Genomic DNA, 20,911 nt, shown 5'->3' on the forward strand with positions numbered 1-20,911 from the left:
ATCATGGACAAGTCGAACGAGCCCGTTTCCCCGCACCGCCGCCGCATGCTCGGCGCGGCAGGCGCAGCCTTCGCCGGCCTCGCCGCCACATCGGCCCACGCGGTCGCCGCGACGGCCGCCCCGGACAGCGGCGCGCAGGTCACCGACGCGCCGCAGAGCACCCACACGCAGGACCGCGTGCCCTTCCTAGGCACGCACCAGGCCGGCATCGTCACGCCGCGCCCGACGGCCGGGATGATCGCGTCGTTCTACGTGCTGGCCGAGAACCGCGCCGACCTGGAGCGCCTGTTCCGCACGCTCACCGAGCGCGTCGCCTTCCTCACGCAGGGCGGGCCGCAGACGGACCCCGACCCCAAGCTGCCGCCGGCGGGCTCGGGCATCCTCGGGCCGGTGGTGCAGCCCGACGGGCTGACGGTGACGGTGTCGGTCGGCACCTCGCTCTTCGACGAGCGCTTCGGCCTCGCGAAGAAGAAGCCGCTGCGGCTCAGCCAGATGCAGCGCCACCCGAACGACGCGCTCGACGCCGCGCTGTGCCACGGCGACCTGTCGATCCAGTTCTGCGCCAACACGCCCGACACCAACATCCACGCGCTGCGCGACATCATCAAGAACACGCCCGACCTGCTGGTGCTGCACTGGAAGCAGGAAGGCACCGTGCCGCCTATTCCGGCGGTGCCGGGCAAGCCGGCCGAGAGCGCGCGCAACTTCCTCGGCTTCAGGGACGGCTCGGCCAACCCCGACTCGGCAGACGGCGGGCTCATGGACCGCATCGTCTGGGTGCAGCCCGGCGGCGACGAGCCGGCCTGGGCCGTGGGCGGCAGCTACCAGGCCGTGCGCATCATCCGCAACTTCGTCGAGCGCTGGGACCGCACGCCGCTGCAGGAGCAGGAGGCCATCATGGGCCGCCTGAAGCCCACCGGCGCGCCGATGGACGGCGGCAAGACCGAGCACGACGTGCCCGACTACGCGAAGGACCCCGAAGGCAAGGTCACGCCGATGGATGCGCACATCCGCCTGGCGAACCCGCGCACCAAGGCTTCCGACAAGAACCTGATGCTGCGCCGGCCCTTCAACTATTCGAATGGTGTCACCAAGTCGGGCCAGCTCGAGATGGGGCTGCTGTTCATCTGCTACCAGGCCAACCTCGAGAACGGCTTCATCGCCGTGCAGAAGCGCCTCGACGGCGAACCGCTCGAGGAATACATCAAGCCCATCGGCGGCGGCTTCTTCTTCACGCTGCCGGGCGTGCGGGACGAGCACGACTGGCTGGGGCGCTCGCTGATGTCCGCCTGAAGTCTGCCCGAAGGCCGCAAGTTTTTTCATCACTGCCCAGAACAAGGAGATCCATGACCGTGCAGTTCCGCCGCCACTTCCTCGCCACTCTCGTCGCAGGCTTCGCCGGGCTCCATGTCGCCGGCGCGCAGGCCGCCGTGTCGCCGCTCGAACTGGTCGGACCGATCTCCGACTACAAGATCTACGTCGCCGAGAACGTGCGCAAGCTGGCCGCGGACACGCGCGCCTTCACCGCCGCGGTGAAGGCGGGCGACATCGAGAAGGCGAAGAAGCTCTATGCGCCGACGCGCACGAGCTACGAGCGCATCGAGCCGGTGGCCGAACTCTTCAACGACCTCGACAAGGCCATCGACTCGCGCGCCGACGACCACGAGAAGGCCGAGAAAGACCCGGACTTCGGCGGCTTCCACCGCATCGAGTACGGCCTGTGGGTGCAGAAGAGCACCAAGGAGCTCGCCCCCGTGGCCGACAAGCTGCTGGCGAACGTGCTCGAGCTGCAGAAGCGCCTGAGCGCGCTGACCTTCCCGCCCGAGAAGGTGGTTGGCGGCGCCGCGGTGCTGATGGAAGAAGTGGCCGCCACCAAGATCTCGGGCGAGGAAAACCGCTACAGCCACACCGACCTGTGGGACTTCCAGTCGAACTTCGAGGGCGCCTACAAGATCGTCGAACTGCTGCGCCCGCTGGTCGTGAAGGAGAACAAGGCCTTCTCGGACAAGGCAGAGGCCAATTTCAAGGTGGTGTTCGACACGCTGGCCAAGTACCGGACGGCCGACGGCGGCTTCGAAACCTACTCGAAGCTGAGCGAACGCGACCGCAAGCTGCTTGCCGGACGGGTCAACACGCTGGCCGAAGACCTGTCGAAGCTGCGCGGCATGCTCGGGCTGAACTGATCGAAAACCCCTGATTTGGCTGATCTCGAACGCTTTTGAAGGGGTTTGGTCAGGTTTTCGCGAGTGAGAATTGCTAGCATCTGGGTTTTGCTTACAGATGCGCCCGATATTCAGGGCGCCTCCGCCCCCACCGTGCGAACCAACGATTTCGGCGCGGCGCCGACCACCGCCGTCGCCCTGAGCCTCGACCAGCTTCCCGACAACCAGTGGGCCACCGTGCTCGACGTGGCCCGCCCCGACAGCGCGGACGACCGCGACCTCGTGCTGCGCCTGACCGAAATCGGCTTCGTACCGGGCGAGGCGGTGCGCATCGTCGCCAGCGGCATTCCGGGGCGCGAGCCGCTGGCCGTGCGCCTGGGCCACACCACCTTCGCGCTGCGCCGCCACGAGGCCGCGCTGATCCACGTCACGCCGGGAGCCGCGAACCATGGTTGAAGCCGTCGTCCAGGGCCCCGGCCGCCTCGCGCCCACCGCGCAGCCAGGCCGCATCGCCCTGCTGGGCAACCCCAACTGCGGCAAGACCGCGCTCTTCAACCTGCTCACCGGCAGCCGCCAGAAGGTCGCCAACTACGCGGGCGTGACCGTCGAGCGCAAGGAAGGCACGCTGCGCACGCCCTCGGGCCGCCGCGTGTTCGTGCTCGACCTGCCGGGCGCCTACAGCCTGAACGCCCTGAGCGCCGACGAGGCCGTCACGCGCGACATCGTCACCGGCCAGAGCAAGGAAGCCCTGCCCGACCTGCTGGTGTGCGTCACCGACGCCACCAACCTGCGCCTGAACCTGCGGCTGGTGCTCGAGGCCAAGCGTCTCGGCCTGCCGATGGTGGTGGCGCTCAACATGGCCGACATGGCGAAGAAGCAGGGCATCACGGTCGACACGGCCGTGCTCGCGCGCGAACTGGGCGTGCCGGTCATCGAGACCGTCGGCGTGCACACCGGCGGCGCGCAGGGCCTGCTCGCAGCGCTCGACACGCCCGTGGCCGCCGCCACGCCTCAGCCCTGGCAGGCGCCGGGCCTGGACGACGTGCTGGCCACCCAGCGCGAGGTGCGCCGCATCCTCGGCCTCGCGGTGAAGGAGCCGGTCGGCAGCCTCGCCACCAGCGACCGCATCGACCGCGTGGTGCTGCACCCCGTGTGGGGCATGCTGGTGCTGGCCGTCACCATGTTCCTGATGTTCCAGGCCGTGTTCAGCTGGGCCAACGTGCCGATGGACGCCATCAAGGCCGGCACCGAGGGGCTGGGCAACCTGCTGAAGACCTACATGCCCGAGGGCATGCTGCAGAGCCTGCTGGTCGACGGCGTGATCGCCGGCGTGGGTGGCGTGATCGTCTTCCTGCCGCAGATCCTGATTCTTTTCCTCTTCATCCTCGCGCTGGAAGACTCGGGCTACCTGCCGCGCGCGGCCTTCCTGCTCGACCGCGTGATGGGCACCGTGGGGCTGTCGGGCCGCTCGTTCATTCCGCTGCTGTCGAGCTTCGCCTGCGCCATTCCGGGCGTGATGGCCACGCGCACCATCAGCAACTGGCGCGACCGCATCACGACCATCATGATCGCGCCGCTCATGACCTGCTCGGCGCGGCTGCCGGTGTATGCGCTGCTCATCGCGGCCTTCATTCCGGCTCGCACCGTGGGCGGCATCTTCAACCTGCAGGGCGTGGTGCTGTTCGGGCTGTACGTGTTCGGCATCGTCTCGGCGATGGCCGTGGCCTGGGTCATGAAGCGCTTCCGCGACAACGCGCAGCATTCGCCGCTGCTGATGGAGCTGCCGGCCTACCGCTGGCCCAACCTGCGCAACCTCGCGCTGGGCCTGTACGAGCGCGCGTGGATCTTCATCCAGCGCGTGGGCACGATCATCCTCACGCTGACGATCCTGCTGTGGTTCCTGTCGACCTTCCCGTCGCCGCCCGAAGGTGCGACCGGCCCGGCCATCCAGTACAGCCTGGCCGGCATGATTGGCCGCGGCCTGGAGCACATCTTCGCGCCCATCGGCTTCAACTGGCAGATCTCGATCGCGCTGGTGCCGGGCATGGCGGCGCGCGAAGTGGCCGTGGGTGCGCTCGGCACGGTGTACGCGCTCTCCGCCACGGGCGACGACGTCGCGGGCGCGCTGGAGCCGCTCATCGCCGGAAGCTGGACGCTGGCCACCGCGCTGTCGCTGCTGGTCTGGTATGTGTTCGCGCCGCAGTGCATTTCGACGCTGGCTGCCGTGAAGCGCGAGACCGGCTCCTGGAAGTACGTCTGGATCATGGCGGGCTACCTCTTCGCGCTGGCCTATATGGCCTGCTTCATCACCTACCACGTTGCAGTGGCACTCGGAGCCGGTTAAAACCGCCGCTGACGCTGAAAGGTTTGAGGAAAAGGTCGAAGAAGAAATGGCACAGCAACTGATCGTCGGATTGATCGTCGCGGCCGCCGCGTTCTATGCGGTCTGGCGCTGGATGCCCGCGGGATGGCGCCGCGGCGCTGCACAGAAGCTTGCGGCCGGCACGCACCGTGCGGGCTGGGTCGACGAAGAACGCGCCAAGGAGCTGGCGGCCTCGCTGGCCAAGACCTCGGGCTGCGGCTCGTGCGACAGCTGCGGCAGCTGCGCTCCCAAGGCACCCCTCAAACAACCTGAACCAGACAACAGCAGCAAGCTCGCCAGCAGCCAGTCCACGACCGGCCGCTGAGACCGATGCCCGCGCACATCCTCGTCGCCGGGGGCGGCATCGGGGGGCTGGCCACAGCGCTGGCACTCGCCCGGAGCCGGCACCGGGCCGACGTCTTCGAACAGGCGGCCGCCTTCGGTGAAATCGGCGCCGGCGTGCAGCTCGGCCCCAATGCCACGCGGCGACTTCAGCAACTGGACCTCGGCCCCGGACTCGCGGCCATCGCGGCGCGGCCCGAGGCGCTGGTGGTCCACAGCGCCGAAAGCGGCGCGGAGCTGGCCCGAATGCCGCTCGGCGACACCATGCAGCAGCGCTACGGCGCTCCCTATTTCTGCGTGCATCGCGCCGACCTGCACGGCCTCTTGCTCGATGCCGTGCGCGCGCGCGGCACCGGCACGCTGGTGACCGGCGCCCAGATCCGGCAGGTGGAAACCAGCGACGACCTCGTCTGCCTCTCCAGCACCGATGCGCGCGCCTGGGAGGGCGAAGCCGTGGTCGGGGCCGACGGTCTCTGGAGCATGGTGCGGCGCCAGCTCGACAGCGCCTGCGCCACGCAACCCCCGCGCGTCACCGGCCACACGGCCTGGCGCGCACTGATCGAGCAGTCGGCCCTGCCTGCGGCATTGCGGCGCGGCCGGGTCGACGTCTGGCTCGGTCCGCGGCTGCATGCGGTGGCGTATCCGGTGCGCGGCGGCGACTGGCTCAACGTGGTGGTGATCGCCGAATCCGCTCCCGCGGGGGACGCGCGCGACTGGGACCAGTCCACCAGCATCACCGCGCTGAAGCAGGCCATGGGCAGCAGCTGCGCCAGCCTGCAATCCTTGCTCGATGCCATGCCCGGCTGGCGTGCATGGTCGCTGGGCGACCGCGCCCCGATGACCGGCCCGGCCGACATGGCGCACGAGCGCGTCGCGCTGGTGGGCGACGCAGCGCACCCCATGGTGCCGTACCTCGCGCAGGGCGCGGGCATGGCCATCGAGGACGCGGTGGCGCTGGCCGATGCGCTCGGCGACGGCGATGCGGCCGAGGTGCCGGCCGCCTTCTCCCGCTACGCCGAGGCACGCTGGGCACGCAACGCGCAGGTGCAGGCGCGTGCGCGCCGCAATGGCGAGATCTTCCATGCCACCGGACCGATGCGGCTGGGCCGCGACATGGCGATGCGCCTGCTCGGCGCGAAGCTGCTCGACCAGCCCTGGCTGTACGGCGGCTGAGATGCCTATCGGTGCCCGGGAAGAAGCGGGCACCAATGCCGGAAACACCGCGGAACCGGCTTTGCCGGGCCGCAGGTGTTGCCCCCCGGTGAGGGGGTGGCGCAGCGACACGAAGTGCGCGAAGCCTGGGGGGCCAATCTACAGTCTGAAGGTCTGCAGATGCTCGATGCGCTCGGCCAGCCCTTCCTGCCCCAGGTAGTGGCCGTACTTGCCGCCCTGCATCTTCGCGAGCGCGGTTTCCAGTTCGAGCAGCATCGCGTCGCGCTCAGCGACGAAGGCGGGCGGCACGTCGATGCCGGCCTTCGCGCATGCATCCGCGATCAGGTGCGCGCTCGCGGGCGCGCCGCAGGCCGCGCACTTGACGATGGCCGCCACATTGGGCTCCGCGCCGTTGTCCAGCAGCGCGCCCGTGAGTTCAGGCGCGATCTGCCCGTCGATGTTGCGCAGCGCATCGACAGCCACCGGTGCGCCCGCGCGCACCAGCGCCGCGGCGGCGGCGAAGGCGCCGTGGCTCACCGCGACGTCGGTGGCCAGCGCGCTGCCTTGTTGCGGCCCGCCGAAATCCACGCCCGCGGCGGCGAGTTCCGCGATCAGCCGGGCATCGTCGGTCCCGATCGCATGGCGCAATGCCACGCGCGCCAGTTGCGGCTTGTGACGCAGGGTGCCTTCGGCCAGCGGCGTGCGCCAGTCGACCACGGCGCGGCAATAGAAGGTCACGAGCTTGTCCATCAGGTCGAGATCGAGCCCGTGGTCCTCGTGGCGGTCGTCGAGATAGCCGAGCAGCGTCTGGCCCGAGAAGTAGTCGCTGGTGGGTGCGAGCGGGTCTTCGTCCAGGCGCAGCGCCGCGAAGGCGCCGAAGAGGTCCGGCGCGACGGTGTTCACGCTGTCTTCGTGCAGCGCGTGCGTCCAGGCCGGCGGCAGGCCCTTCTTCCAGGCGACGACCTGCCCGTGCGCGGCGCCGGGCTCGACCACGACGTAGATGCGGTCGGTGTACTCGAAGCCGCCGAAGGGCAGGTGCGTGAGCTTGCCGCTCCAGGGCGTACCGTTTTCCTCGGCGGCCTCCTGCGCCAGTTCCTGCTCGTGCTCGATCCAGCCCTGCAGGTCGTGGTAGCCGTCGCTGCCGTCCCAGAAGAGTTCGCTCCAGCTGATGCCCTCGAGGTTGCCGTTCATCTCAAGCGACAGGTCGTAATCGAGCCGTCCGCCCGCCGTCTGCTGCCACAGCGCGATCAGCGCTTCGGGAATGGGGCCCGCGCACATGGCCTGCACGGCATCGATCTGCTGGCCGGGCATCGGCGGCTGCGCGTCGAAGATCACGCGGCCGGCGAACAGCACGATGCCGTGTTCGCGCAGGGTGGAGAGCTCGTCGGTTGTGAACCGGATGTCGTTCATGGCTGGGCCTCCGTTGTTTGCCAAAAATGTAGCGCTTTGCGCTCGCAGGGCAATCCGGGCCACCCCAGCTTCATGAGGGCGTTTGCGGCTGCGGGGCGCCTGGATGGCGCCTGCCGGCTACAGGTCGGTGCGCAGCCTCCAGATTTCGGGGAACAGCACCACGTCGAGCATCTTGCGCAGGTAGCTCACGCCGCCGGTGCCGCCGGTGCCGCGCTTGAAGCCGATCACGCGCTCTACCGTCGTCACGTGGCGGAAGCGCCAGAGGCGGAAGGCGTCTTCGAGGTCGGTGAGCTTTTCGCCGAGCTGATAAAGGTCCCAGTGGTCATGCGGATTGCGGTAGACCGTGAGCCAGGCGGCCTCGACGCCGTCGCTGGGTTCGTAGGGCTGCGTCCAGTCGCGCTCCAGCCGGTCGGCGGGCACGGGCAGGCCGTGGCGCGCCAGCAGGCGCAGCGACTCGTCGTACAGCGACGGCGCGCGGTAGGCGGCATCCACCTGCGCCAGCAGGTCGGCGCGATGCGCGTGCGGCTTGAGCATGGCGGCGTTCTTGTTGCCGAGCGCGAACTCGATGCAGCGGTACTGCGCGCTCTGGAAGCCGCTGGAGTTGGCCAGGTAGGGACGCATCGCCGTGTACTCGGGCGGAGTCATGGTCGAGAGCACGGTCCATGCGTTGACCAGCTGCTCCATGATGCGGCTCACGCGCGCGAGCATCTTGAAGGCGTCGGGCAGTTTCTCTTGCGCGATGCAGCCGATGGCGGCGTGCAGCTCGTGCAGCATCAGCTTCATCCAGAGTTCGCTGGTCTGGTGCTGCACGATGAAGAGCATCTCGTCGTGCGCGGGCGAGAGCGGATGCTGTGCGCTGAGGATCTCGTCGAGGTGCAGGTAGTCGCCGTAGCTCATGGACTTGCTGAAGTCCAGCTGGGCCTTCTCTTCGTGAACGATGTTCTCGGGGCTTTTCGCGGGGCTCTTGTCGGCGGTCATGTCACTGCGTTCTTGCGGTTGAATTCAGGGCGTCGCCAATCGCCGGTCTCGAGCACCTGCACGAGGTGCTCGACCGAGTTCCACACGTCCTCGAAGCCGATGTAAAGCGGCGTGAAACCGAAGCGCAGGATGTCGGGCATCTGCGAGTCGCCGGCGCGGTAGTCGCCGATCACGCCGCGCGCGATCAGGGCCTGCACGATGGCGTAGGCGCCTTCCTCGCGACTCAGGCACACCTGCGAGCCGCGCAGCGCGTGGTCGCGCGGCGTGACCAGCGAGAGGCCCTGGCCGGCGCAGCGCTCTTCGACCAGCCTGATGAACATGTCCGTGAGCGCGAGCGACTTGGTGCGCAGCGCGGACATCGCGCCATGGTCGCCGTTGAAGGATTCGGCCGCGAGCACCGTGTCGAGCCCGCATTCGAGCCCGGCCAGCGCAATGATCGGCTGCGTGCCGCACAGATAGCGGCCGACGCCCGGGGCAGGGCGGTAGTGCGGCGTGAACTCGAAGGGCGCCGCGTGGCCCCACCAGCCGGACAGCGGCTGCTCGAACTGGCCCGCGTGCTTCGTGTGCACCCATGCGAAGGCAGGCGCGCCGGGGCCGCCGTTAAGGTACTTGTAGCCACAGCCGATGGCGTAGTCGGCGTTGGCGTCGTTCAGCGCCACGGGCACGGCACCCGCGCTGTGCGCGAGGTCCCACACCGTGAGCGCGCCCACGGCATGCGCGGCGGCGGTGACGGCCTTCATGTCGTGCATGGCGCCGGTGCGGTAGTTGACGTGCGTGAGCATCAGCACGGCCACTTCGTCGGTCAGCACATCGGGCAACTCGCTCGCGTCGATCAGCTTGAGCGTGAAGCCGCGTTCGCGGCACAGCGATTCGGCGATGTAGAGGTCGGTGGGGAAGTTGCTGCGCTCGCTGATCACGAGCTTGCGGCCGCTGTCCTTCTGCTGTGACAGCGCCGCGAACAGCACCTTGTAGAGGTTGACGGAAGTGCTGTCGGTGCACACCACTTCGCCGGGCGCGGCGCCGATCAGGCGGGCCACCTTGTCGCCCAGGCGCTGCGGCAGGTCGAACCAGCTCGCGGTGTTCCACGAGCGGATGAGGCCTTCGCCCCATTCCTTGGTCACGACTTCGGCGATGCGTGCCGGCGCGGCCTTCGGCATCACGCCGAGCGAGTTGCCGTCGAGGTACAGCACGTCCTCGGGAATGAGGAATTGGTCGCGCAAGGCGCGCAGCGGGTCTTGCGCGTCGAGTGCGCGGCAGTCTGCAAGAGTCGTCATGGTGGAGGTTTCAGCGAGGGAGTTCGCGCAGCACGGCGCGAACGGGGGAGGCATCGGCGCTCACCAGCTTGAGCGGCAGCGCGATGAGTTCGTAGTCGCCTTCGGGCACGTCGTCGAGCACGAGGTTCTCGAGCACGCGAAGGTCGAGGCGGCGGATGCGTTGGTGGCTTTCCAGCGTCTTGCTGTCGGCCGGGTCGATGCTGGCGGTGTCGATGCCGATGAGCTTCACGCCCATGGCCGCGAGGCGCTCGACGGTGGCGGGGGCGTAGGCGGCGAGTTCCGGGTCCCAGCGGCCAACCGGCATGGTTGTGTAGGTGCGGACCAGCACGCGCGGGGGCAGGGTGCTGTCGACGGCGTGGGCGATGTGCTCCCACTCGATCAGCGCGCCCTTGTCGATCGCGTGGATCACCCGGCAGGGGCCGAGGAAGGGCGTGAGGTCGACGTCGCCGATGGTCTGGCCTTCGGGGTCGTAGTGCAGCGGCGCGTCGGCGTGCGCGCCGACGTGGGGCGAGAGCTTGATCTCGCTGACATTGACCGGGCAGCCCGGCGAAATGGTCGCGGCCCAGCGCTGCTGGTAGGGCGTGTCGCCGGGAAAGACCGGCGCGCCTTCATGCACAGGTGGCGAGATGTCCCAGATGCGGGGGCGGGGTTGCTGTGAACGCATGGCGCGAAGTTAGCGCCGCGCGAGGGGTCGTGGTGTCGGTTATTTCCAACACCAGACGTGACGAGTTGAAGCGGAAACGCTTCAGTGCAGCGACGACAGCGCGGGCAGCCCGTGCCGGGCGCGCGCCCGTTCGCAGGCATCGCTGCCGGCCTGCAGCTCATGGCACGGGTTGGGCCGCCATTCGTAGATGCCGCAGCCCACGGACTGGCCGACCTTGCCGGTGAGCGCGGCGCAGCGCGGGGATGCGTGGTCGGTGCCGCGCATGCGGCAGATGGCGTCGTTCACATCGACGGCGAGGCCGGAGGGCACCTGGCCCCCGTTCTCGTCGAGCTCATGCACGCTGAAATCGACGCGGTAGCTGGCGCAGCAGGCGCCGCATTGCTGGCAATCGGACATGCTGCGGCGCCTTTGCTTTACAGGAAGATCAGAGCCTGCCGAGCAGCAGGAACTCCATCAGCGCTTTTTGGGCATGGAGGCGGTTCTCGGCCTCGTCCCACACCACCGACTGCGGCCCGTCGATGACCTCGGCCTGCACTTCCTCGCCACGGTGGGCGGGCAGGCAGTGCATGAAGAGGGCGCCGGGCTGGGCGATGCGCATCATGTCCTCGTCGACGCACCAGTCGGCAAAAGCCTTGCGGCGGGCCTCGTTCTCGGCCTCGTAGCCCATGCTGGTCCAGACGTCGGTGGTGACGAGGTCGGCGCCGCGGCAGGCTTCCATCGGATCCTTGAAGACCTTGTAGCTGTCGCCCGAGCGGATGCCGGCGATCGACTGGTCGACCTCGTAGCCGCTGGGCGTGCTCACGTGCACCGTGAAGCCCAGGATCTCGGCCGCCTGCAGCCAGGTGTTGGCCATGTTGTTGCCGTCGCCCACCCACGCCACCGTCTTGCCCTGGATGGAACCGCGGTGCTCGATGTACGTGAAGATGTCCGCCAGGATCTGGCAGGGGTGGAACTCGTTGGTCAGGCCGTTGATGACGGGCACGCGCGAGTGCGCGGCGAAGGCGTCGATCTTGGTCTGCTCGTAGGTCCGGATCATCACCAGGTCGACCATGCGGCTGATGACCTTGGCGCTGTCCTCGATGGGCTCGGCGCGGCCGAGCTGGCTGTCGCCGGTGGTCAGGTGCACCACGCTGCCCCCGAGCTGGTACATGCCGGCCTCGAAGCTCACGCGGGTGCGCGTGCTGGCCTTCTCGAAGATCATGGCCAGCGTGCGGTCGACCAGGGGCTGGTGCTTTTCGTAGGTCTTGAACTTCTTCTTGATGATCGCCATGCGATCGAAGAGGTAGGCGTACTCGTCGGCGGTGAAGTCGGCGAACTGCAGGTAGTGCCGGATGGTGTTCGCGGTGGCGGTCGTCATTGGGGGGCGGGCTCCGACAGGAAGGCTTTGACGATGGGCGCGAGGATGGCGACGATCTCGTCGGCCTCGGCGATGCTCAGGATGAGCGGCGGCACGAGGCGGATCACCTTGTCGGCCGTCACGCTCAGCAGCAGGCCGGCGTCGCAGGCGCGGTTGAGGATCACGCCGCAGGGACGGTCGAGCTCGATGCCGATCATCAGGCCCTGGCCGCGGATTTCCTTCACGCCGGGCAGGCCGCCGAGTTCGCGATCCAGCGCGGCCTTCAGGTGGGCACCCACGGTGGCGGCGTTGTCGAGCAGCTTGTGCTCTTCCATGATGCGGATGGTCTCGACGCCGGCGCGCATGGCGAGCGGGTTGCCGCCGAAGGTGGTGCCGTGGTTGCCCGGGCCGAAGATGTTGGCGGCCTTGGGGCCGGCCACCACGGCGCCGATCGGCACGCCCGAGCCCAGGCCCTTGGCCAGCGGCATCACGTCGGGCTTGATGCCCGCCCACTGGTGGGCGAACCACTTGCCGGTGCGGCCCATGCCGCACTGCACCTCGTCGATCATCATGAGCCAGTCGCGCTCGTTGCACAGCTGGCGCACCTGCTTGAGGTATTCCCAGCGCATCGGGTTGATGCCGCCTTCGCCCTGGATGGTTTCGAAGAACACGGCGACCACGTTCGGGTTGCCTTCGGTGGCCTTCTTCAGCGCCTCGATGTCGTTCAGCGGCACGCGGATGAAGCCCTCGACCAGCGGGCCGAAACCGGCCTGCACCTTGGGATTGCCGGTAGCCGAGAGGGTGGCGATGCTGCGGCCGTGGAAGGCGGCTTCGTACACCACGATCTCGGGGCGCTCGATGCCCTTGTCGTGGCCGTACTTGCGCGCCAGCTTCAGGGCGGCTTCGTTGGCCTCGAGGCCGGTGCAGCAGAAGAAGGCGTTGGTGAGGCCGGAAATCTCGGTCAGCTTGGTGGCGAGCTGTTCCTGGCCGGTCACGTGGTAGTAGTTGGAGCTGTGGATCAGCTTGGTCAGCTGATCCTGCAGGGCTGGCACCAGCTCGGGGTGGTTGTGGCCCAGCGTATTCACCGCGATGCCGCCGAGGCCGTCGAGGTAGGCCTTGCCCGCGGTGTCCCAGACTCGGCAACCCTGACCGTGCGACAGTGCGATCGGCAGGCGACCGTAGGTGTTCATGACGTGGGGCGAGGTGGGCTGGGCGGTAGCGCTCATTCGGGTTCTCCAGATAGGGAAGGCGGATTCTAGGCGCGTGGTTTGACGGCTTCGTTGAGGATTGCGCATCACAGCAATGCCCCATGTTCAGGATGCAAAAAGGGGCGCGGATAGAATCGCTTGCTGCACCGCAGCACCTGCTCCGGTCGCTTCATTCAACGATGATTTCCCCCACAGCCAAAGAAATCTTCATCCAGGGCATCACCAAGGATGGCCGGACCTTTCGCCCGAGCGATTGGGCCGAGCGTCTGGCCGGCGTCATGTGCTCGTTCCGTCCCGGCGGCGCGTATCCGGGCAGCCACCTGAGCTATTCGCCCTGGTGCATTCCGACGACCATCAACGGCGTGAAGTGCGTGATCGTGAACCGCGAATTGCGCGACGCCGAGCCGATGGCCTGGGATTTCTGCGTGAACTTCGCCAGGGACAACGACCTGCAGGTAGCCGAGGCCTGCCTGGTGCCCGACACGCCCATCCTCCCGAAAAAGGCCTGACAGGCCTTTTTCTTTACCTGTTTGCCTGCCTGTCTTTGGCCCGGCGCCCAGGTTCACGAAACGAACAGGCATGAAAAAACCGCCCGAAGGCGGTTTTTTCACTTTGCTGCAGCGCACCCCGATCAAACGGCGGACCGGAGGATTCCGGTCCGGGCTTGCCTGACAGGTGTCAGGCGGCGGCCTTTGCAGGCGCGAGGGCGAGGGCCTTGACCTTGGCCGACAGGCGGCTCTTGTCGCGGGCGGCCTTGTTCTTGTGGAAGATGCCCTTGTCGGCGATCGCGTCGACGATGCTCTGGGCCTTCGCGAACAGTTCGCTTGCCTTGGTCTTGTCGCCGGACAGAACAGCCTTTTCGACGTTCTTGACAGCGGTACGGTACTTGGAGCGCAGCGAGGTGTTCGCAGCGTTCAGCTTGGAGTCCTGGCGGACGCGCTTACGGCCGGAGGCGAGGCGCGGGTTCTTTTTCTTGGGCTTGGCGGATGCCATGATTTATGTCCTTAGGTGTCTGAGGATGATGCAGCAAAGCCCTCCATTATAGGCCGGGTCGGCTTTTCGGGCGAATCCGGCCGTTTCAGGGCCTCCGCGGGGCCTAAACTCGGCCTCCGTGTCCCTGCTCAAATCCGCCTCCACCGTCTCCCTGCTGACCCTCGCCTCGCGGATCACGGGCCTCGTGCGCGACGTGCTTTTCGCCTCGGTTTTCGGCGTCAGCGCGCTCACCGACGCCTTCAACGTCGCATTCCGCATCCCGAACCTGTTCCGGCGGGTCTTCGGCGAGGGCGCCTTCAGCCAGGCCTTCGTGCCGGTGCTGGCCGCCCGCAAGACCGAAGCGGGGGACGAGGGCGCCCGCCAGCTCATCGACCACGTTGCCACGCTGCTGACCTGGACGCTGGTGATCGTCTGCGTGGCCGGCGTGGCCGGCGCGCCGCTGCTGGTCTGGGCCATGGCCAGCGGGCTGCCCGGCTTCGACGCCGCCGTGGTCATGACGCGCTGGATGTTCCCGTACATCGGCTTCATGTCGCTGGTGGCGCTGGCGGGCGGCATTCTCAACACCTGGCGCAAGTTCGCGGTGCCGGCGGCGTCGCCGGTGCTGCTCAACGTGGCGCTGATCCTGTCGATCCTGGTCGGGGCACCGCTTTTCCGCCATTGGGGCATCGAGCCGATCTATGCGCAGTGCGTGGGCGTCATGGCCGGCGGCGTGCTGCAACTGGCCCTGCAGATACCGGCCTTGCGCAAGCTGGGGCTGCTGCCGCGCCTGGGAATGAGCCTGCGGGCGCTGCGCACCGCCTGGACCGACCCGAACACGCGCAAGGTGCTCAAGCTGATGCTGCCGGCGCTGCTGGGCGTGAGCGTGGCGCAGATCTCGCTGCTCATCAACACGCAGATCGCCTCGCATCTCGCTGTGGGCAGCGTGACCTGGATCACCAATGCCGACCGGCTGATGGAGTTCCCGACCGCCATGCTCGGCGTCGCGCTGGGCGTGGTGCTGATGCCGCAGCTGGCCGGCGCCCGCGCAGCCAAGGACGACGCGCGCTATTCCTCGCTGCTCGACTGGGGCCTGCGCCTCGTGGTGCTGCTGTCGGCGCCTTGCGCCATCGCCTTGCTGCTGTTCGCGAAGCCGCTGGTGGCGGTGCTCTTCCACAACGGCGCCTACTCGGGGGAGGACGTGGGCCGCACCACCCTGGCACTGATGGGCTACGGCGTCGGCCTCGTCGGCATCGTGGCAGTGAAGGTGCTCGCGCCGGGCTACTACGCCAAGCACGACACGCGCACGCCGATGCTCATCGCCGTGGGCGTGCTGGTGCTGACGCAGATACTCAACGTCTTTTTGGTGCCGGTGCTGCAGCACGCGGCGCTCACGCTGACCATCGCGATCGGCGCGCTGGTCAATGCGGCCTGGCTGCTGGTCGGGCTGATCCGCCGCGGCAGCTACAAGCCCGAGCCGGGGTGGGGCCGGTTCGCGCTTCAGGTCATTGCCGGCACCGTGGTGCTCGCGGGCCTGCTGGTGTGGGGCTCGGCGCATTTCGACTGGGTCGCACTGCGCGAGCAGCGCCTGCTGCGCATCGGCCTGCTTGCCGCGCTGATCGCCGGCTCGGCGCTGCTCTATTTCGGCGTACTGGCTGCGGTGGGCGTCCGGCTGCGCAGCTTCATCCGCCGCTGAGGGCTGTGCCGGGGCTGTCCACGCGTGCGCAATACGCGTGTGCCCTGCCTTGACGCTCCTGAAATGCTCCTCTACAAAGCCACATGACGTTCAGCTTTCAGGTTCCAACCGCCCTGGAGTATTTCGAGTCGCTGGTCCGCAGCGACGACCAGTTTCCGCTGCTCGAAGCCGCCGCCAGCCTGGCGCAGGACGAATACCCCGATCTCGACGTGCAGCAGGTGCTGGGCGACGTCGACCAACTCCTGGCGCGCCTGCGCCGCCGCCTGCCCGCCGACGCCGCGCCGCTGGCCCGCCTGCGTGCCCTGAACCAGTTCTTCTTCAACGACCTGAACTTCGGCGGCAACGTCAACGACTACTACGACCCCGACAACAGCTACCTGAACGCCGTGCTGCGCACCCGCCGCGGCATTCCGATCTCGCTGGCCGTGCTCTGGATGGAACTGGCGCAGGGCCTGGGCCTGCAGGCGCGCGGCATCGGGTTTCCGGGGCATTTCATGCTCAAGGTGACGCTGCCCAAGGGGCAGGTGGTGATCGATCCGTTCACCGGCAAGTCGCTGTCGCGCGAGGAACTGGGCGAGCGCCTGGAGCCCTACAAGCGCAGCAACGGCCTGGTCGGCGACTTCGACGTGCCGCTGGGCCTGTACCTGCAGCCCGCCAGTTCGCGCGAAATCATCGCCCGCATGCTGCGCAATCTGAAGGAAGTGCACCACGCGCAGGAAGACTGGCAGCGCGTCATCGCCGTGCAGGACCGCCTGATCGCATTGCTGCCCAGCGCCTGGGGCGAGTACCGCGACCGCGGCATCGCGCATGCCGAGCAAGGCAACACGGCATCGGCCGTGCGCGACCTCGAAACCTACCTGGCGAAGGCCGAGGACGCCCTGGACATCGACGCGATCGCCGAGCGTGTTGCAGCCCTGCGCCGCATGGCGAGCTGAAATGAACACCCAGGCCGGCGTGAGCCCCGCGCCCGACCTGGGCACGCTGCACGAATTCCACGGCGTGCAGCCCGTGCTGCCGGTGTCGGACGTCACGCGCGCCGCGCGATGGTTCCGCGACGTGCTGGGCTTCGAACTCGACTTCGTCGCCGGCGAGCCGCCCAGCTACGCCCGGGTGAAGAAGGGCGACCGCAGCTACGGCGACCCGGTCTACCTGCGGCTGTGGCAGTGCAACGCGCGCGAGGCCAAGCCCTGGCGCGGCGAGATCGTGATCCACGTGGGCAAGGACATCGACGGCCTGCACGCCGCCTACGTGAAGCGCGGCGTGACGATCATCGAGCCGCCCATTTCCCAGCCCTGGGGGCTGCGCGAATTCGCGATCCGGGAGCCGGACGGCCATGTGCTGCGTTTCTGCGGCTACCTGCCCTGAAAACCTCGGTTTCTGAAACACAAAATTACAAATGGATCGATGCGATCGTGTCGATCCGGCTTCCGCTCGTGCGACGTGTGAACAGGAGCAGGCAGATTCCGAAGCCGCTTCACCACCATCAACCTTCAGGAGAAACGACATGCGATTCATGATTCTGGTCAAGGCCAACGCCGATTCCGAAGCCGGCGTGATGCCCAGCACCGAAATACTCACCGCCATGGGCAAGTTCAACGAGGAGCTGGTCAAGGCCGGCGTGCTGCTGGCGGGCGAGGGCCTGCACCCCAGCTCCAAGGGGGTGCGTGTGCGCTGCGAGGGCCCGACCAGGCGCACCGTCATCGACGGCCCCTTCGCCGAAACCAAGGAACTGCTGGCCGGCTTCTGGCTGTTCCAGTGCAAGTCGAAGGAGGAGGCCATCGAGTGGATCAAGCGCAGCCCTTTCCAGGAAGGCGAGATCGAGATCCGCCAGGTGTTCGAGGCCACCGATTTCGGCGACTCCATGACCCCCGAGCTCCTCGCCCAGGAAGACCGCCTGCGCGCCGAGACCGGGGCCCGCACCAAGGCCGCCGGCTGAGCTGCGACCAGATCAACCGAACCCAAGGAGAACCGCCATGCGATTCATGCTGCTGATGATTCCCCACGGCTACGAAACCGCCGCGCCCGGCACTATCCCCGACGACGTCGAGGCGGTGTCGGCCATGATGGCCTACAACGAGTCGCTGCAGAAAGCCGGCGTGCTGATCAGCTGCGACGGCCTGCACCCGCCATCGATGGGTGCGCGCGTGAGCTTCAAGGGCCGCAAGCCCAAGGTCGTCGACGGCCCCTTCGCCGAGGCCAAGGAAGTGCTGGGCGGCTTCTGGATCATCGACGTGCCGTCGCGGGCCGCCGCCATCGAGTGGGCCAGCCGCTGCCCCGGCGGTGACAACGAGGTCATCGAGGTGCGCCAGATCCAGGAAATGGACGACTTCCCGGCCGACGTGCAGGCGGTGGCCGGCGAATTCACCTCGATGCAGACGGTGAAGAAGACGGATTCATGAGCCACGGCGAGGGCCGCGAGGGCACCGCCGCCATCCACCGCACCATCGAGGCGGTGTGGCGCATCGAGTCCGCGAAGATCATCGCCACCGTCGCGCGCATGGTGCGCGACGTGGGCCTGGCCGAAGAACTGGCCCAGGACGCGCTGGTCTCGGCCCTCGAGCAATGGAGCGAATCGGGCGTGCCCGACAACCCCGCGGCATGGCTCACCGCAGTGGCCAAGCGCCGCGCCCTCGATCGCCTGCGCCATCTCCGATTGGCCGAGCACAAGGCCGGCGAGATCGGCCGCGAAATCGACGCGCAGCACGAGATGGCGCAGGACGACTTCGCCGAGGCGGTCGATGCCGCGCTCGACGACGACATCGGCGACGACCTGCTGCGGCTGGTGTTCACCGCCTGCCACCCGGTGCTCTCGACCGAGGCGCGGGTGGCGCTCACGCTGCGGGTGATGGGCGGCCTGACCACCGACGAGATCGCCCGCGCCTTCCTCGTGCCCGAGGCCACGGTGGCGCAGCGCATCGTGCGCGCCAAGCGCACCCTGGCCGAGGCGCGCGTGCCCTTCGAGGTGCCGCGCCGGCACGAGCTCGAGGCGCGGCTCGCCTCGGTGCTGGAGGTGATCTACCTGGTCTTCAACGAAGGCTACTCGGCCACCGCCGGCGACGACTGGATGCGTCCCACGCTCTGCGAGGAAGCGCTGCGCCTGGGCCGCATCGTGGCCGAGTTGGTGCCGAAGGAGTCGGAAGTGCACGGGCTGGTGGCGCTGATGGAAATCCAGGCCTCGCGCACCGCCGCGCGCATGGGCCCCTCCGGAGAGCCGGTGCTGCTGCTGGAGCAGAACCGCGCGCGCTGGGACCAGATGCTGATCCGCCGCGGCCTCGCAGCGCTCGCGCGCGCCGAATCGCTGGGCGGCGCGCTCGGCCCCTACGCGCTGCAGGCCGCCATCGCCGCCTGCCACGGCCGCGCACGCACCGCCGACGAGACCGACTGGGGCCGCATCGCCGCGCTCTACGACGCACTGGCCGAGCTCACGCCGTCGCCCATCGTCGAGCTCAACCGCGCGGTGGCGCTGTCGATGGCCTTCGGTCCGGCGGCCGGGCTGGAGGTGGTCGACGCGCTGCTGGACGAGCCCTCGCTCAAGAGCTACCACCTGCTGCCGACCGTGCGCGGCGACCTGCTCTTCAAGCTGGGCCGTCGCGAAGAGGCGCGCAGGGAGTTCGACCGCGCCGCGACGCTCACGCGCAACACCCGCGAGCGCGCGCTGCTGCTTGCGCGCGCCAGGGCCTGTACCCAGCCGGCGAACTGAACGGCATCTGAATCCGTCGAGGGCCGCGCGGGAGCAGAATGCGCAGCCATGCTGCGTGCCCCCACCCTCCAGCGCCTGTGCGCTTCCGGCCTCGTCCTGCTCGCGACCCTTCCGGCGCAGGCGCAATTCGATCCTTCCAAGGCATGGGTCGAACCGCCCGCCATTGCCGCGCGCTTTCCCGATCCGCCGGTGAGCTACGCCACGCCGGGCTTTCGCGCCGGGCGCACCGACTTTCCCTCGCATGCCGAAGTGCTGGCCTTCCTGGACGAGCTGGCGCGCCAGTCGCCTAACGTGCGCATCGAGCGCCTGGGCCAGTCGCAGCAGGGGCGCGAGATGCCGCTGGTGGTGCTGGCGGAGCAGGGGCGCATCGATCCGAGCCGGCCGACCGTGATGGTGATCGGCCAGCAGCACGGCAACGAGCCGGCAGGCGGCGAGGCGGTGCTGGCGCTCGCGCAGCAGTTCGCGACCGAACCGGGCTCGGCGCTGCTGAAGAAGGTCAACCTCGTGCTGGTGCCGCGCGGCAACCCCGACGGCGCCGAGCGCTTCACCCGCGTCACCGCCAACGGCATCGACGTCAATCGCGACCATCTGCTGTTGCGCACGCCCGAGGCGCGCTCGCTCGCGGCGGCCACACTGCGCTACGCGCCGCAGGTGGTGCTCGACCTGCACGAGTTCACCGTCGGCGGCCGCTGGATCGACAAGTTCGGCGCCGTCATGAAGTACGACGGCCTGCTGCAGCCCGCCACCGTAGGCAATCTCGACGCCGCCATCGCCACCAGCGCGCAGCGCGACTACGTCGACGCCATCCAGGCCGCCTTCGCGCGCGCCGGATTGCAGGGCTTCAAGTACCACACCACCTCCGGCGGCAAGGCGGAAGACCGCACCGTGTCGATGGGCGGCGTGCAGCCCGACACCGGCCGCAACGTGAGCGCGCTGCACCAGGCCGTGAGCCTGCTGCTCGAAGTGCGCGGCGTGGGGCTCGGGCGCGCGCACTTCGCTCGCAGAGTGCACACGCAGGTGCTGGCGGCCACCACGGTCATCGAGACGGCCGCGAAGCAGGGGCCGGCGCTGATGTCGCTCACCGTGCAGGCCGGCCAGCGCGCCAAGGCCGATGCCTGCCGTGGCGACCTGGTGGTCGAGGCCTGGCAGACGCCGGCGAAGCAGCGGCTGGAATTCCTCGATGCCAAGACCGGCGAGGACAAGGCGGTCGACGTCGACTGGCGCGCCGCCGAGCCGCTGAAGATCGTCAATGCGCGGCCGCGCCCCTGCGGCTACCTGCTCGCTTCGAGCGAGACCGTGGCCGTGCAGCGGCTGCAGATGCTGGGCGTGCGCGTGGAGCGCATCGACAGCGCGGCGCCGTGGTCGGTGGAGCGCTACGAAATCCTCTCGCAGACAGATGGCCAGCGGCAGGACGCGCGCGGCGCCATCGAGGACGGCGAGGCGATCCGCAGCTACCGCGTGCGGCTGCGCCATGGCCGTGCGGTCGTGCAGCCGGGCAGCTTCTACGTGTCGCTGGCGCAGCCGCTGTCGCCGCTGGTCAGCGCGGCGCTGGAGCCCGATTCGCAGAACAGCTACGCGGCCAACCGGCTGCTGGAGGTCGGCGACGACAGGCTGCTGCGCGTGCCGGGACCGGCGCCCGCGGGCGTCTGGCACTGAAC

At 68.5% G+C, this 20,911-nt stretch carries 22 protein-coding genes; 14 read left to right on the top strand and 8 right to left on the bottom strand.

The window, feature by feature from the left end; genetic code table 11:
* Positions 1-3 precede the first annotated feature (3 nt).
* The 6 genes from efeB to SFB74_RS09015 all read left to right on the top strand — a co-directional run bounded on the left by efeB (position 4) and on the right by SFB74_RS09015 (position 6,039).
* On the top strand, positions 4-1,293 hold the full coding sequence (gene efeB, locus SFB74_RS08990; RefSeq protein ID WP_432730449.1) for an iron uptake transporter deferrochelatase/peroxidase subunit: 1,290 nt from the start codon (positions 4-6) through the stop codon (positions 1,291-1,293).
* 53 nt (positions 1,294-1,346) lie between these two features.
* Positions 1,347-2,183, top strand: a complete 837-nt coding sequence (gene efeO, locus SFB74_RS08995; RefSeq protein WP_432730451.1) for an iron uptake system protein EfeO — start codon at positions 1,347-1,349, stop codon at positions 2,181-2,183.
* A 132-nt stretch (positions 2,184-2,315) separates the two neighbouring features.
* Complete coding sequence (locus tag SFB74_RS09000) at positions 2,316-2,618, top strand: FeoA family protein (protein ID WP_019654612.1); 303 nt, start codon at positions 2,316-2,318, stop codon at positions 2,616-2,618.
* A complete protein-coding gene (gene feoB, locus SFB74_RS09005; protein ID WP_432730452.1) occupies positions 2,611-4,506 on the top strand; it encodes a ferrous iron transporter B in 1,896 nt (631 codons plus the stop codon). Before SFB74_RS09000 ends, feoB begins: the two co-directional genes overlap by 8 nt.
* Positions 4,507-4,552: 46 nt before the next feature.
* The gene (locus SFB74_RS09010) at positions 4,553-4,849 is read left to right on the top strand and encodes a DUF6587 family protein (protein ID WP_432730454.1); all 297 of its coding nucleotides are present in this window, start codon (positions 4,553-4,555) and stop codon (positions 4,847-4,849) included.
* Between the two features lie 5 nt (positions 4,850-4,854).
* On the top strand, positions 4,855-6,039 hold the full coding sequence (locus SFB74_RS09015) for an FAD-dependent monooxygenase (RefSeq protein WP_432730455.1): 1,185 nt from the start codon (positions 4,855-4,857) through the stop codon (positions 6,037-6,039).
* Positions 6,040-6,177: 138 nt separating this feature from the next.
* Here SFB74_RS09015 and SFB74_RS09020 read toward each other — a convergent pair whose 3' ends face one another.
* From SFB74_RS09020 to SFB74_RS09050, 7 genes are all read right to left on the bottom strand, one after another.
* Positions 6,178-7,428, bottom strand: a complete 1,251-nt coding sequence (locus SFB74_RS09020) for an SMI1/KNR4 family protein (RefSeq protein WP_432730456.1) — start codon at positions 7,426-7,428, stop codon at positions 6,178-6,180.
* A 117-nt stretch (positions 7,429-7,545) separates the two neighbouring features.
* The gene (kynA, locus tag SFB74_RS09025; protein ID WP_432730457.1) at positions 7,546-8,406 is read right to left on the bottom strand and encodes a tryptophan 2,3-dioxygenase; all 861 of its coding nucleotides are present in this window, start codon (positions 8,404-8,406) and stop codon (positions 7,546-7,548) included.
* Entirely contained in the window at positions 8,403-9,680 is a 1,278-nt protein-coding gene (gene kynU / locus SFB74_RS09030) for a kynureninase (RefSeq protein ID WP_432730459.1), read from the bottom strand. Before kynU ends, kynA begins: the two co-directional genes overlap by 4 nt.
* A 10-nt stretch (positions 9,681-9,690) precedes the next feature.
* A complete protein-coding gene (kynB, locus tag SFB74_RS09035; protein ID WP_093198608.1) occupies positions 9,691-10,344 on the bottom strand; it encodes an arylformamidase in 654 nt (217 codons plus the stop codon).
* Positions 10,345-10,425: 81 nt separating this feature from the next.
* Complete coding sequence (locus tag SFB74_RS09040) at positions 10,426-10,740, bottom strand: YkgJ family cysteine cluster protein (RefSeq protein WP_432730460.1); 315 nt, start codon at positions 10,738-10,740, stop codon at positions 10,426-10,428.
* A 28-nt stretch (positions 10,741-10,768) separates the two neighbouring features.
* Positions 10,769-11,701 carry an ornithine carbamoyltransferase gene (gene argF / locus SFB74_RS09045; protein ID WP_432730461.1) on the bottom strand — a complete coding sequence of 311 codons (933 nt, stop codon included), beginning with the start codon at positions 11,699-11,701 and terminating at the stop codon, positions 10,769-10,771.
* A complete protein-coding gene (locus SFB74_RS09050) occupies positions 11,698-12,906 on the bottom strand; it encodes an aspartate aminotransferase family protein (RefSeq protein ID WP_432730463.1) in 1,209 nt (402 codons plus the stop codon). Before SFB74_RS09050 ends, argF begins: the two co-directional genes overlap by 4 nt.
* Positions 12,907-13,067: 161 nt before the next feature.
* Between SFB74_RS09050 and SFB74_RS09055 the strand changes: the two genes are divergently transcribed.
* Positions 13,068-13,397 carry a DUF3579 domain-containing protein gene (locus SFB74_RS09055; protein WP_432730464.1) on the top strand — a complete coding sequence of 110 codons (330 nt, stop codon included), beginning with the start codon at positions 13,068-13,070 and terminating at the stop codon, positions 13,395-13,397.
* 169 nt (positions 13,398-13,566) lie between these two features.
* Here the strand turns inward: SFB74_RS09055 and rpsT are convergent, their stop codons facing one another.
* Complete coding sequence (gene rpsT, locus SFB74_RS09060) at positions 13,567-13,881, bottom strand: 30S ribosomal protein S20 (protein WP_432730465.1); 315 nt, start codon at positions 13,879-13,881, stop codon at positions 13,567-13,569.
* A gap of 118 nt (positions 13,882-13,999) precedes the next feature.
* Here rpsT and murJ point away from each other — a divergent pair, with 118 nt between their 5' ends.
* The 7 genes from murJ (at position 14,000) to SFB74_RS09095 (ending at position 20,909) form a co-directional block, all read left to right on the top strand.
* Positions 14,000-15,553 carry a murein biosynthesis integral membrane protein MurJ gene (murJ, locus tag SFB74_RS09065; RefSeq protein WP_432730466.1) on the top strand — a complete coding sequence of 518 codons (1,554 nt, stop codon included), beginning with the start codon at positions 14,000-14,002 and terminating at the stop codon, positions 15,551-15,553.
* An 83-nt stretch (positions 15,554-15,636) separates the two neighbouring features.
* Entirely contained in the window at positions 15,637-16,488 is an 852-nt protein-coding gene (locus tag SFB74_RS09070; RefSeq protein WP_418119556.1) for a SirB1 family protein, read from the top strand.
* Between the two features lies 1 nt (position 16,489).
* Positions 16,490-16,918 (top strand): bleomycin resistance protein, encoded by a 429-nt coding sequence (locus SFB74_RS09075; RefSeq protein ID WP_432730467.1) that lies wholly within the window; start codon positions 16,490-16,492, stop codon positions 16,916-16,918.
* Between the two features lie 139 nt (positions 16,919-17,057).
* A complete protein-coding gene (locus SFB74_RS09080) occupies positions 17,058-17,489 on the top strand; it encodes a YciI family protein (protein WP_432730468.1) in 432 nt (143 codons plus the stop codon).
* A gap of 37 nt (positions 17,490-17,526) precedes the next feature.
* Positions 17,527-17,952, top strand: coding sequence for a YciI family protein (locus tag SFB74_RS09085; protein WP_093307031.1), 426 nt, complete (start codon positions 17,527-17,529; stop codon positions 17,950-17,952).
* Positions 17,949-19,253 carry an RNA polymerase sigma factor gene (locus tag SFB74_RS09090; RefSeq protein WP_432730469.1) on the top strand — a complete coding sequence of 435 codons (1,305 nt, stop codon included), beginning with the start codon at positions 17,949-17,951 and terminating at the stop codon, positions 19,251-19,253. Before SFB74_RS09085 ends, SFB74_RS09090 begins: the two co-directional genes overlap by 4 nt.
* A gap of 48 nt (positions 19,254-19,301) precedes the next feature.
* On the top strand, positions 19,302-20,909 hold the full coding sequence (locus SFB74_RS09095; protein ID WP_432730470.1) for a M14 family zinc carboxypeptidase: 1,608 nt from the start codon (positions 19,302-19,304) through the stop codon (positions 20,907-20,909).
* Positions 20,910-20,911: the final 2 nt, after the last annotated feature.

Source organism: Variovorax xiamenensis, from assembly GCF_050916385.1.
Classification (GTDB): Bacteria; Pseudomonadota; Gammaproteobacteria; order Burkholderiales; family Burkholderiaceae_C; genus Variovorax.

Bases quoted from the DNA above. Each gene is read 5' to 3' on its own strand.
- SFB74_RS09010 (WP_432730454.1), top strand. From the start codon at position 4,553: ATGGCACAGCAACTGATCGTCGGATTGATCGTCGCGGCCGCCGCGTTC.
- argF (WP_432730461.1), bottom strand. From the start codon at position 11,701: ATGACGACCGCCACCGCGAACACCATCCGGCACTACCTGCAGTTCGCC.
- SFB74_RS09085 (WP_093307031.1), top strand. From the start codon at position 17,527: ATGCGATTCATGCTGCTGATGATTCCCCACGGCTACGAAACCGCCGCG.
- SFB74_RS09070 (WP_418119556.1), top strand. From the start codon at position 15,637: ATGACGTTCAGCTTTCAGGTTCCAACCGCCCTGGAGTATTTCGAGTCG.
- kynA (WP_432730457.1), bottom strand. From the start codon at position 8,406: ATGACCGCCGACAAGAGCCCCGCGAAAAGCCCCGAGAACATCGTTCAC.
- SFB74_RS09015 (WP_432730455.1), top strand. From the start codon at position 4,855: ATGCCCGCGCACATCCTCGTCGCCGGGGGCGGCATCGGGGGGCTGGCC.
- SFB74_RS09050 (WP_432730463.1), bottom strand. From the start codon at position 12,906: ATGAGCGCTACCGCCCAGCCCACCTCGCCCCACGTCATGAACACCTAC.
- efeO (WP_432730451.1), top strand. From the start codon at position 1,347: ATGACCGTGCAGTTCCGCCGCCACTTCCTCGCCACTCTCGTCGCAGGC.
- kynU (WP_432730459.1), bottom strand. From the start codon at position 9,680: ATGACGACTCTTGCAGACTGCCGCGCACTCGACGCGCAAGACCCGCTG.
- SFB74_RS09020 (WP_432730456.1), bottom strand. From the start codon at position 7,428: ATGAACGACATCCGGTTCACAACCGACGAGCTCTCCACCCTGCGCGAA.
- rpsT (WP_432730465.1), bottom strand. From the start codon at position 13,881: ATGGCATCCGCCAAGCCCAAGAAAAAGAACCCGCGCCTCGCCTCCGGC.
- feoB (WP_432730452.1), top strand. From the start codon at position 2,611: ATGGTTGAAGCCGTCGTCCAGGGCCCCGGCCGCCTCGCGCCCACCGCG.
- SFB74_RS09095 (WP_432730470.1), top strand. From the start codon at position 19,302: ATGCTGCGTGCCCCCACCCTCCAGCGCCTGTGCGCTTCCGGCCTCGTC.
- kynB (WP_093198608.1), bottom strand. From the start codon at position 10,344: ATGCGTTCACAGCAACCCCGCCCCCGCATCTGGGACATCTCGCCACCT.
- SFB74_RS09090 (WP_432730469.1), top strand. From the start codon at position 17,949: ATGAGCCACGGCGAGGGCCGCGAGGGCACCGCCGCCATCCACCGCACC.
- efeB (WP_432730449.1), top strand. From the start codon at position 4: ATGGACAAGTCGAACGAGCCCGTTTCCCCGCACCGCCGCCGCATGCTC.
- SFB74_RS09080 (WP_432730468.1), top strand. From the start codon at position 17,058: ATGCGATTCATGATTCTGGTCAAGGCCAACGCCGATTCCGAAGCCGGC.
- SFB74_RS09040 (WP_432730460.1), bottom strand. From the start codon at position 10,740: ATGTCCGATTGCCAGCAATGCGGCGCCTGCTGCGCCAGCTACCGCGTC.
- SFB74_RS09075 (WP_432730467.1), top strand. From the start codon at position 16,490: ATGAACACCCAGGCCGGCGTGAGCCCCGCGCCCGACCTGGGCACGCTG.
- SFB74_RS09055 (WP_432730464.1), top strand. From the start codon at position 13,068: ATGATTTCCCCCACAGCCAAAGAAATCTTCATCCAGGGCATCACCAAG.